Genomic DNA, 10,824 nt, shown 5'->3' with positions numbered 1-10,824 from the left:
ACGCGAGGGAGGCCCTCCGCGAGCGCGAGGAGCGAGCGAAGCGAGCCCCGCAGTCGCGAGCAGTCAGGCTCGCAGTCGCGAACGAAAGGTGGGCACTGTGAGCCTCCTCCTCGCGCAGGATCCGACGCTTGCCGACTTCGGCCGCGATCCGTGGTGGCTGGTTCTCGGCAAGATCGTCTTCGCGTTCGCCTTCGGTCTGCTGGCCACCCTGCTCGGTGTCTGGTTCGAGCGGCGCGTGGTCGGCTACATGCAGGTGCGGCCCGGTCCCAACCAGGTCGGCCCGTTCGGTCTGCTGCAGACCCTCGCCGACGGCCTGAAGATGGCCTTCAAGGAGGACATCCTGCCGAAGGCGGCCGACAAGGTCGTCTACTTCTTCGCCCCGACCATCTCGGTGATCTGCGCGGTCACCGCCCTGTCGGTGGTGCCGTTCGGCCCGATGGTGAGCATCTTCGGCCACCACACGCCGTTGCAGGTCACCGACGTGCCGGTGGCGGTGCTGCTGCTGCTGGCCTGCTCGTCGATGGGCGTCTACGGCATCGTGCTGGGCGGCTGGGCCTCCGGCTCGACGTACCCGCTCCTCGGCGGCCTGCGGTCGAGCGCCCAGATGATCTCCTACGAGGTCGCGATGGGGCTCTCCATCGTGGCGGTCTTCATGACCGCCGGCACGATGAGCACCAGCGGGATCGTTGCCGCGCAGGGCGACGCCACCCGGCTGACCATCTTCGGCACCGAGATCCCGGCGCCGGGCTGGTACGCGATCCTGCTGCTGCCCAGCTTCGTCATCTTCTTCATCGCCACGGTGGGTGAGACCAACCGGGCACCGTTCGACCTGCCCGAGGCGGAGTCCGAGCTGGTAGCGGGCTTCATGACGGAATACAGCTCGCTGAAGTTCGCGCTCTTCATGCTCAGTGAGTACGTCGCGATGGTGACCATGTCCGCGGTCACCACCACGCTGTTCCTCGGCGGTTGGCGGGCGCCCTGGCCGATCACCATCTGGGAGGGCGCCAACTCCGGTTGGTGGCCGATGCTCTGGTTCTTCGGCAAGGTGATCGCGCTGGTCTTCGTCTTCGTGTGGCTGCGCGGCACGCTGCCCCGGCTGCGCTACGACCAGTTCATGCGCCTCGGTTGGAAGGTGCTGCTGCCGATCAACCTGGTCTGGATCCTGGTCCTGTCGGGCCTGCGGTCCATCGAGGACTGGGACTCGCGCGGCAAGGTGATCGCCGTCGGCATTCCGGCCGGCATCCTGCTGCTCGCCACGGTCTTCTGGCCCAGCCGGCGTCCGAAGCCGAAGCCGACGACGCAGGAGCAGGTCGACAACCGGCCGTACGGGAGCTTCCCGCTGCCACCGATGGATCTTCAGGTACCACCGAGCCCGCGCATCACGCGCGTGGTCGCCGAGCGGGAGCCGGCCAACATCGTTGCCGGCTCGGACTCCAGGGAGGTGTGACGTGGGCGCGATCACCGGAACGTTCAAGGGATTCGGTGTCACCTTCTCGCACATGTTCAGGAAGGTCGTCACGACCGACTACCCGTTCAAGCCGCCGGTGTCGGCGCCGCGCTACCACGGGCGGCACATCCTCAACCGGCACCCGGACGGCCTGGAGAAGTGCATCGGCTGTGAGCTGTGCGCCTGGGCCTGCCCGGCGGACGCGATCTACGTAGAGGGTGGCGACAACACCGACGAGCAGCGCTTCTCGCCGGGTGAGCGGTACGCCAGCATCTACCAGATCAACTACGCCCGCTGCATCTTCTGCGGGCTGTGCATCGAGGCATGCCCGACCCGGTCGCTCACCATGAGCAACGAGTACGAGCTGGCCCGGGACAACCGGCAGGACCTGATCTTCACCAAGGAGCAGTTGCTCGCGCCGTTGCTGGAGGGCATGGAGCAGCCACCGCACCCGATGCGGCTCGGTGACAGCGAGAAGGACTACTACATCGGCGCGTTGGACAATCCGGGCACCTCGGCCGGTGCGGAGACGTCCCCGATGGGTCCGGGCCGCTACCAGGTCGAGGAGCACCCTGGCGTGACGTTCCCGGGCGCCGAGCAGGCCGCCCAGCGCGTCGCGGCCGGCAAGGGAGAGGAAGTATGACCACGTCTACGGTGCTCGCCGCCGCCGGTTCGGTCCCCACCGGCGAGGCGGTCACCTTCTGGATCCTCGCCCCGCTCGCGCTGATCGGCGGGGTCGGGATGGTGGCCGCGCGCAACGCCGTGCACTCGGCGCTGTGGCTGGTGCTGACCATGCTCTGTCTGGGTGTGTTCTACGTGCTCCAAGCCGGTCCGTTCATCGGCATGGTGCAGATCATCGTCTACACCGGCGCGATCATGATGCTGTTCCTCTTCGTGCTGATGCTCGTCGGTCGGGACTCCACGGACTCGCTGATCGAGACGCTGCGGGGCCAGCGGGTCGCCGCGATCGTGCTCGGCCTGGGCTTCGCCGGCCTGGTCGCCACCGGCCTCTACCAGGCGCTGGACGGCACCACAGCGGTCGGCCTGGAGCGGGCCAACGCGGAGGGGAACGTGCAGGGCATCGCCCGGCTGCTGTTCACCAAGTACGTCTTCGCGTTCGAGCTGACCTCGGCGCTGCTGATCACCGCGGCGGTCGGTGCCATGGTGCTGGCCCACGTCGAGCGGCGGAAGCAGGACAAGGTCGACCAGGTGTCGACAATGCGGGCACGCTTCGCCCCGGGCAACTACCCCGGTCCGAAGCCGGGCCCCGGCGTCTTCGCGACCTCCTCGTCGGTGGCCACCCCCGCGCGGCTGCCCGACGGCCGCCTGACCGACCGCAGCACGCCGGCGATCCTTCCGCAGCGCGAGCTGACCGCCGAGGAGACCTCGCTGAAGGGGACGGACAAGTAATGGGAAGTTTCTTCTCGGTCGAGCCGACCTACTACCTCGTCCTCGCCGCGGTGCTGTTCACCATCGGCGCCGCCGGGGTGCTGATCCGGCGCAACGCGATTGTGCTGTTCATGTGCGTGGAGCTGATGCTCAACGCGGCCAACCTGACGCTGGTCACCTTCAGCCGGATCAACGGTGACCTCAACGGTCAGATCATGGCGTTCTTCGTGATGGTGGTGGCGGCGGCCGAGGTCGTGGTCGGGCTCGCGATCATCATGTCCATCTTCCGGACGCGACGCTCGGCGAGTGTCGACGACGCCAACCTGCTCAAGTACTAGAGGGGTCCACCGGTGGAAGAGACTGTGGAATACGCCCAGGCCACGGGGCTGCTCGGGGGCGTCTGGCTGCTGGTGGCGATCCCGCTGCTCAGCGCGGCCATCCTGCTGCTGCTCGGCCGCCGGGCCGACCGCTGGGGGCACTGGTTGGGCGTCACCGCCATCGGTGCCGCATTCGTGCTCGGCCTGACGTTCTTCTTCCAGCTTCGCGGCCTGGAGAACAAGTCGGTCGAGCTGAGCCTCTGGGACTTCATCGCCGTCGGTGACCTGCGGGTCGACTTCGGTCTGCTGTTCGACCCGCTGGCCGCGGTCTTCGTGCTGCTGATCACCGGGGTGGGCTTCCTGATCCACCTGTACGCGGTGGAGTACATGGCGCACGACGCGGGCCGCCGACGGTTCTTCGCGTACTTCAACCTGTTCGTCGCGGCGATGCTGCTGCTGGTGCTGGGCAACAACTACGTGATGCTCTACGTCGGCTGGGAGGGCGTCGGTCTGGCGTCGTACCTGCTGATCTCCTTCTGGTACGAGCGGCCGAGCGCGGCCACCGCCGGCAAGAAGGCGTTCCTGATGAACCGGGTCGGCGACGCCGGCCTGGCCATCGCGATCTTCATCATGTTCGCCACCCTGGGCACCACCCAGTACGACGAGGTGTTCAACGGTGTCGGTGCGCTGACCGGCGCCACGGTGCTGGTCCTCGGTCTGTTGCTGCTGCTCGGGGCGGCCGGCAAGTCCGGTCAGTTCCCGCTCCAGGCGTGGTTGCCGGACGCGATGGAGGGCCCCACTCCGGTGTCGGCGCTCATCCACGCCGCCACCATGGTCACCGCGGGCGTCTACCTGATCGCCCGGTCCAACCCGGTCTTCTCCGCCAACTCGACGCTCCAGCTCGTGGTGGTCAGCGTCGGCGCGCTCACCCTGCTGATGGGCTGCATCATCGGCGCGGCCAAGGACGACATCAAGCGGGTGCTCGCCTGGTCGACGGTGAGCCAGATCGGCTACATGTTCCTCGGTGTCGGCCTCGGCGGCGGGGCGTACGCGCTGGCCATCGTGCACCTGCTGGCGCACGGGTTCTTCAAGGCCAACATGTTCCTGGGCGCCGGCTCGGTGATGCACGGGATGAAGGACCAGGTCGACATCCGCCGCTTCGGCGGGCTGTCGACGTACATGAAGGTGACCTGGTTGACCTTCATGATGGGCTGGCTGGCCATCATCGGCATGTTCCCGTTCTCCGGCTTCTTCTCCAAGGAGCCGATCATCGTGGCCGCCTTCGAGCGGGAGGACTGGACCGCCTGGCTCTTCGGCGGGGCGGCGCTGCTCGGCGCGGGGCTCACCGCGTTCTACATGACCCGGCTGTTCGTGCTCACCTTCCACGGCCCGAAGCGCTGGACCGACGACATCGAACACCCGCACGAGTCGCCGAAGTTGATGACCATCCCGCTGATCCTGCTGGCGGCCGGTTCGGTCGGCGCGGGTTTCCTGCTCGCCACGTCGGTGCCGGACTGGCTGACGGCGACCGCCGGCCTCGGCGGCGAGCACACGGAACACGAGGCGGTCCTCTCGCACGGCGTGATCACCACGCTGTCGCTGCTGGTGACAGTGCTCGGCGCGGGGCTGGCCTGGTTCCTGTTCCGGGCCGGTACGGCCACCGCACCGCAGCCAGCCGGGGTGCTGGTCACCGCCGCCCGACGCAACCTGTACGCGGACGCGGTAAACGAGGCGGTCTTCGAGAAGCCGGGCATCTTCCTGACCCGGGCGCTTGTCTACCTCGACAACCGGGGTATCGACGGGCTGGTCAACGGGCTCGCCGCCGCGGTCGGCGGTGGCTCGGGTCGGCTCCGACGGATGCAGACCGGCTTCGTCCGCTCGTACGCCACCTCGATCCTGGCCGGTGCGCTGCTGGTGATGGCGGCGTTCCTGGCGGTGCAGGCGGGGTGGTTGGCGTGATCGACCTGTTCCCGGCCGCCCCCGCCGGCGGACCACGCAGTGACGACGGAGGTAAGGCCGCATAATGTCCAACTTCCCGTTCCTCTCGGTGCTCACCGTGGCGCCACTGGTGGGCGCCCTGGTGGTGGCCTTCCTGCCGCGCCACCGGCCGGAGCTGGCCAAGCAGGTGGCGTTCGTCTGGTCGCTGCTGGTGCTGGCGCTCTCGGTGGCGATGTGGGTCAGCTTCAACGCCGGCGGTAAGCGGTTCCAGTTCCGCGAGTCGTACTCGTGGATCCCGGACTGGGGCGTCAGCTTCACCTTCGCGACCGACGGCATCGCGTTGGTGATGCTGATGCTGATCGCGGTGCTGGTGCCGCTGGTGATCCTGGCCTCCTGGCATGACGCGGAGTCGTCGAAGCGCTCGGTGCCCGTCTACTTCGCGCTGCTGCTGGTCCTCGAGTGCACGATGATCGGCGTCTTCGCGGCCGCCGACGTCTTCCTGTTCTACGTGTTCTTCGAGGTCATGCTGGTGCCGATGTACTTCCTCATCGGCAGCTACGGCGGCCACCAGCGGCAGTACGCGGCGGTGAAGTTCTTCCTCTACTCGCTCGTCGGCGGTCTGTTCATGCTGGCCGCCGTGATCGGGTTGTGGGTGGTCGGTGGCAAGACCTTCGACTGGCAGAAGCTGTCGGAGGTCGACATCAGCACCGGCACCGGGCGGTGGTTGTTCCTCGGCTTCTTCCTCGCGTTCGCCATCAAGGCGCCGTTCTTCCCGTTCCACACGTGGTTGCCGGACGCCGGTGGCGCGGCCCCGGCTGGTGCCGCGGCCCTGCTCGTCGGGGTGCTGGACAAGGTCGGCACGTTCGGGATCCTGCGCTACTGCCTGCCGCTGTTCCCGGAGGCGTCGAAGTGGTTCGCGCCGTGGGCGCTGGCGCTGGGCGTGATCGGCATCGTCTACGCCGCGCTGCTGGCGGTCGGTCAGAACGATCTCAAGCGGTTGGTGTCGTACACCTCGATCGCGCACTTCGGTTTCATCGGGGTGGGTATCTTCGCCTTCACCACCCAGGCCGGCACCGGCGCGGTGCTCTACATGCTCAACCACGGTCTGGCCACCGGCCTGCTGTTCCTGGTGGTGGGCATGCTGATCTCCCGGCGTGGTTCCGCGCTGATCAGCGACTTCGGTGGTGCCGGCAAGCTGGTCCCGGTGCTCGCCGGGGTGCTCTTCTTCGCCGGTCTCGCCTCGCTCGCGCTGCCCGGTACGGCGCCGTTCATCTCCGAGTTCCTGGTGCTGATCGGCACCTTCACTGTGAACAAGCCGGTCGCGATCATCGCCACGCTCGGCATCATCCTGGCCGCCGCGTACGTGCTGTGGATGGTGCAGCGCACCACCCAGGGCACTCTCAACCCGACGCTGACCGAGGTCGACGGCATGCGCCGGGACCTCAACCTGCGTGAGAAGGTCGTTGTCGCTCCACTGATCGCACTGATCCTGCTGCTCGGCTTCTTCCCCAAGCCGGTCACTGACGTGATCAACCCGGCCGTCCAGGCGACAATGGACGACATCGGCAGAACCGACCCGGCCCCGTCGGTCGGCACCGTCCAGGAGGCGGCAAAGTGACCGAGTTCAAACTGCCGTCGATCGACTACGCGGCGCTCTCCCCGATCCTGATCATGCTGACCACCGCCCTGCTCGGCGTGCTCGTCGAGGCCCTCGTGCCCCGGCGCTGGCGGCACGTCGTGCAGTTGACGTTGGCGCTGTTGGCGGTGCTCGCGGCGTTGACCATGGTGGTGTTCAACGCCGACGAGCGGATGATCACCGCCGGCCAGGCCCTCGCGATCGACGGTCCGACGCTGTTCCTCCAGGGCGCGATCCTGGTGCTGGCCGCGATGGCGCTGCTGCTGATCGGTGACCGCTCGGTCGAACTGGGCGGGGCGTTCGTCGCCCAGGCCGCGGTGACCGCCGAGTCGGCCGACGACCGGCGGCAGGCCGAGGGGCGCAACGGCCTCACCGAGGTCTACCCGCTTACCACGTTCGCGATCGGCGGCATGCTGATCTTCGTGGCGGCGAACGACCTGTTGACCATGTTCATCGCGCTGGAAGTCTTCTCCCTGCCGCTCTACCTGCTCTGCGCGCTGGCCCGTCGCCGCCGCCTGCTGAGTCAGGAGGCCGCGATGAAGTACTTCCTGCTCGGCGCGTACGCCTCCGCCTTCTTCCTGTTCGGCGTGGCCCTGATCTACGGCTTCACCGCCGGTATCCCGGGCCGGGTGGCCGGCGTCGACTTCGCCACCATCAACGCGGCAGTGACCGAGTCGCCAGCCAGCCAGGTGCTGCTCTTCGCCGGCATGGCGCTGCTCGCCATCGGGCTGCTCTTCAAGGCCGCGGCGGCGCCGTTCCACGTCTGGACCCCGGACGTCTACCAGGGCGCGCCGACCCCGGTCACCGCCTTCATGGCGGCCTGCACCAAGGTCGCCGCGTTCGGTGCCCTGCTGCGTGTCTTCCACGTCGCGTTCGCCGGCGCCAACTGGGACTTCACCCCGGTCCTCGGTGTGGTGGCGGTGCTGACCATGCTGGTCGGCGCGGTGCTCGCGGTCACCCAGACCGACATCAAGCGGCTGCTCGCGTACTCCTCGATCGCCAACGCCGGCTACCTGCTCGTCGGGGTGCTGGCGCCGAGCCGCGACGGGCTGGCCGGCACGATGTTCTACCTGGTCGCGTACGGCTTCTCGGTGCTGGCCGCGTTCGCGGTGGTGACCCTGGTGCGCGACGCGGACGGGGAGGCCACCCACCTGTCCCGGTGGGCCGGGCTGGGCCGCCGCTCGCCGTTCTTCGCCGCCCTGTTCACCTTCATCCTGCTGGCCTTCGCCGGTATCCCGCTGACCAGCGGCTTCATGAGCAAGTTCGCGGTCTTCGGGCCGGCGCTGGAGGGTGGCCACGCCTGGTTGGTGATCGCCGGTGTGCTGACGAGCATGGTGCTGGCGTTCCCGTACCTGCGGGTCGTGGTGATGATGTGGCTGTCCGAGCCGGGCGAGTCCACCCCGACCGTCACCGTGCCCGGTGGGCTCACCTCCGCCGCGTTGATGATCGGTGTCCTGGCGACCCTGGTGCTGGGTGTCGCCCCGGCGCCGCTGCTCGATCTGGCCACCGGAGCTGCCGAATTCGTTCGATGACCGAGGGATCGATCACCGGGGGTCGGCGCGTGTTCACGTGCCGGCCCCCGGTGCCGTATCCCCGGCCCGGAGCAGGTAGAACGGGTGTGGCATGGTTGATGGCGTGGTGAATCCGGCGGGCGAGCGTTCAGGTTCCTCCGGCTCCGGCGGTCGGCGGGGTCGGGCGAGCACGAGTCAGTTCGGCGCGCTCGGCCTCCACCTTGCCGATCCTCGCGTCGAGGCGTCCGTGCTGGGTGTGCTGGACTCGGTCGAGGTCGAGTTGCGGGCCAGTGTGGCCAGCGCCGACCCGTTCGTCACCGAGGCCGCCCGGCACCTTCTGGAAGCGGGCGGGAAGCGCTTCCGCCCGCTGCTGGTGGCGCTCGGCGCCCAGTTCGGTGACCCCAGCAGCGCCCAGGTGGTCCCGGCCGCCGTGGTGATGGAGCTGACCCACCTCGCCACCCTCTACCACGACGACGTGATGGACGAGGCTGCCGTCCGCCGGGGCGCGCCGAGCGCGAACTCCCGCTGGACCAACTCGGTCGCCATCCTGGTCGGCGACTACCTGTTCGCCCGTGCGGCGGACATCGCCGCCGATCTGGGCCCGGAGGCGGTCCGGTTGCAGGCCCGCACCTTCGCCCGGCTGGTGCACGGTCAGATCGCGGAGACCGTCGGTCCGCGCGTCGGCGACGATCCGGTGACCCACTACCTGCACGTGATCGCCGAGAAGACCGGCTCGCTCATCGCCACGTCGGCCCGGTTCGGCGGGCTGTTCGGTGGCGCCCCCGCCGAGCACGTGGACGCCCTCGCCGGGTACGGCGAGACGATCGGCGTCGCGTTCCAGCTCTCCGACGACCTGCTGGACATCGCCTCCGAGTCGGGCCAGTCGGGTAAGACGCCCGGCACGGACCTGCGCGAGGGTGTCCCGACGTTGCCGGTGCTCTACGCGCGCGCGGCGGACGACGCCGACGCGTCCTCGGTGCGGCTGCGGGAGATCCTGGCGACCGGTCCGCTGACCGACGACGCGCTGCACGCGGAGGCGTTGGGGCTCCTGCGGGAGAGCCCGGCCCTCAAGCGCGCCCGGGAGACCGTCCGCAGTTACGCCGAGGACGCCCGCGCCCGCCTGGGCCCGCTTCCGCAGGGCCCGTCCCGGCAGGCGCTCGAATCACTCTGCGACTACATCGCCGACCGCACCAGCTGACCGCTACCGGTCATGACGTTACTGCCGCACCACGACGGGTGAGTGGGCGACAACTCCAGGGTCGGGGCGGGCGGCGGTCAACAGGCGACTGCCGACGAGCATGAGGGCGGCGGCGAGCAGCATCGCCACCGCCGCAGTGGTCCACATCGCGGAGTAGCCGAAGTGGGCAGCGAGTGAGCCGAGGCTCAGCGGGCCGAGACAGCCGCCCGCGTACACCCCGGTCTGGGTGATCGAGGTGGCGGTGGCCGGTGACTGCGGGTGGAGCCGGACCACCGCGAAGTTCATCAGGCCCGGCCAGGCCCAACCCAGGCCGAAGCCGAGCACCACGCCGGCCACCAGCGGCACCGAGCCGGTCAACGCGAGCAGGGCCAGCCCGGCCGCACCGACGACAAGCATCGCGGCGATGAGGGCCACGTGACCGCTGTCGCGCCGGTCGGCAAACCAGCCGGCACCCACCCGGGCCGCCATGCAGACAGTGCCGCCCAGGGTCAGGGTGAGACCGGCGAGGCCGGGCGAGAGGCCCCGAGCCGCGGCGGAGTCCACCAGGAAGGTGCCCAGCGTGTTGGCGGCGGCCGCGGCCAACGTCGCCGCCGCGCCGATCACCACGAGTGCCACCGTCGCCCGGCCCGCGCGTGCCGCGCCGGTCCGCCGCACCGCGCCGGGCAACTGCCGGGGTACGGCGGGCAGCGTCGTCAGCGCGGCCACGGCGGCAGCCACGAACGCCCAGCGCCAGCCGACGGTGAGCGCGAAGATGGGCACCGCCGCCCCGGCCAGCAGGGTGGAGGCGGGGATGGCGGCCTGTTTGACGCCGAACGACAACCCTTGCCGTCGGGCCGGCACGTGCTGGGCCAGCGCCGCGTTGCTGGCCAACTGGCCGAGGGCGTTCGCGGCGGCGCTGAGCGCCAGCAGGCCGACAAGCATCGGGTACGACCGGGCGAAGGCGGCCACGGCCAGCATCGACCCGGCGGCCAGCGCGATGCCGCAGCGGGCCACCAGGGCCGGCCCGTACCGCTCGACAAGCCGGCCGGAGGGTACCGAAGCCAGCGCGCTGACCCCGAAGTAGACGGCCACGGCCAGGCCGAGGCCGGCCGGGGAGAAGCCGAGGTCGGTGCCCATCTGCACGGCGAGACCGCCGAGCAGGAAGACGGGCAGTACGCAGGCCACGGTGGTGACGACTGCGCCGGCGCTGGCCCGGACCGGGTGGGGTCGGGCGATGGTCGGGTCGGGGGTGGAGACAGTGTTGGTCATCGTCCGGCAAAGCTACGTGAACCCTGCTCAGGCCACTCTTGGTGACCACCGGGGTACACGCTGTGGGTGATGATCTGGCATCCTCCACCCGAACAGGCATTTCGCAGTGGGCCTGTATTTCATATGGTGTAAGTCCCCGG

Annotated in this window: 9 protein-coding genes; 8 read left to right on the top strand and 1 reads right to left on the bottom strand. The window is 69.3% G+C overall.

Going from position 1 to position 10,824, the window contains the following annotated elements; all coding sequences use genetic code 11:
* Positions 1-97 precede the first annotated feature (97 nt).
* The 8 genes from nuoH (at position 98) to ABZU25_RS01775 (ending at position 9,436) form a co-directional block, all read left to right on the top strand.
* Positions 98-1,447: an NADH-quinone oxidoreductase subunit NuoH gene (gene nuoH / locus ABZU25_RS01810; RefSeq protein WP_355027397.1), complete on the top strand. Its 1,350-nt coding sequence runs from the start codon at positions 98-100 to the stop codon at positions 1,445-1,447.
* Position 1,448: 1 nt separating this feature from the next.
* Positions 1,449-2,090, top strand: a complete 642-nt coding sequence (gene nuoI / locus ABZU25_RS01805; RefSeq protein WP_355027396.1) for an NADH-quinone oxidoreductase subunit NuoI — start codon at positions 1,449-1,451, stop codon at positions 2,088-2,090.
* Positions 2,087-2,857: an NADH-quinone oxidoreductase subunit J gene (locus ABZU25_RS01800; protein ID WP_355027395.1), complete on the top strand. Its 771-nt coding sequence runs from the start codon at positions 2,087-2,089 to the stop codon at positions 2,855-2,857. The genes nuoI and ABZU25_RS01800 overlap by 4 nt, the downstream gene beginning before the upstream one ends.
* Positions 2,857-3,174: an NADH-quinone oxidoreductase subunit NuoK gene (gene nuoK, locus ABZU25_RS01795; protein WP_238684800.1), complete on the top strand. Its 318-nt coding sequence runs from the start codon at positions 2,857-2,859 to the stop codon at positions 3,172-3,174. The genes ABZU25_RS01800 and nuoK overlap by 1 nt, the downstream gene beginning before the upstream one ends.
* A gap of 12 nt (positions 3,175-3,186) precedes the next feature.
* Positions 3,187-5,112 carry an NADH-quinone oxidoreductase subunit L gene (gene nuoL / locus ABZU25_RS01790; protein WP_355027394.1) on the top strand — a complete coding sequence of 642 codons (1,926 nt, stop codon included), beginning with the start codon at positions 3,187-3,189 and terminating at the stop codon, positions 5,110-5,112.
* 64 nt (positions 5,113-5,176) lie between these two features.
* Entirely contained in the window at positions 5,177-6,709 is a 1,533-nt protein-coding gene (locus tag ABZU25_RS01785; RefSeq protein WP_355027393.1) for an NADH-quinone oxidoreductase subunit M, read from the top strand.
* Positions 6,706-8,259 (top strand): NADH-quinone oxidoreductase subunit NuoN, encoded by a 1,554-nt coding sequence (gene nuoN / locus ABZU25_RS01780; protein ID WP_355027392.1) that lies wholly within the window; start codon positions 6,706-6,708, stop codon positions 8,257-8,259. The genes ABZU25_RS01785 and nuoN overlap by 4 nt, the downstream gene beginning before the upstream one ends.
* Positions 8,260-8,350: 91 nt before the next feature.
* Positions 8,351-9,436, top strand: a complete 1,086-nt coding sequence (locus ABZU25_RS01775) for a polyprenyl synthetase family protein (protein WP_355027391.1) — start codon at positions 8,351-8,353, stop codon at positions 9,434-9,436.
* Between the two features lie 18 nt (positions 9,437-9,454).
* Here the strand turns inward: ABZU25_RS01775 and ABZU25_RS01770 are convergent, their stop codons facing one another.
* Complete coding sequence (locus ABZU25_RS01770; protein ID WP_355027390.1) at positions 9,455-10,684, bottom strand: MFS transporter; 1,230 nt, start codon at positions 10,682-10,684, stop codon at positions 9,455-9,457.
* Positions 10,685-10,824 lie beyond the last annotated feature (140 nt).

The organism is Micromonospora sp. NPDC005215, from assembly GCF_040607915.1.
Classification (GTDB): domain Bacteria; phylum Actinomycetota; class Actinomycetes; order Mycobacteriales; family Micromonosporaceae; genus Micromonospora.
Note: the sequence above shows the minus strand (reverse complement) of the source record. Positions and strands in the feature narration are given on the sequence as shown.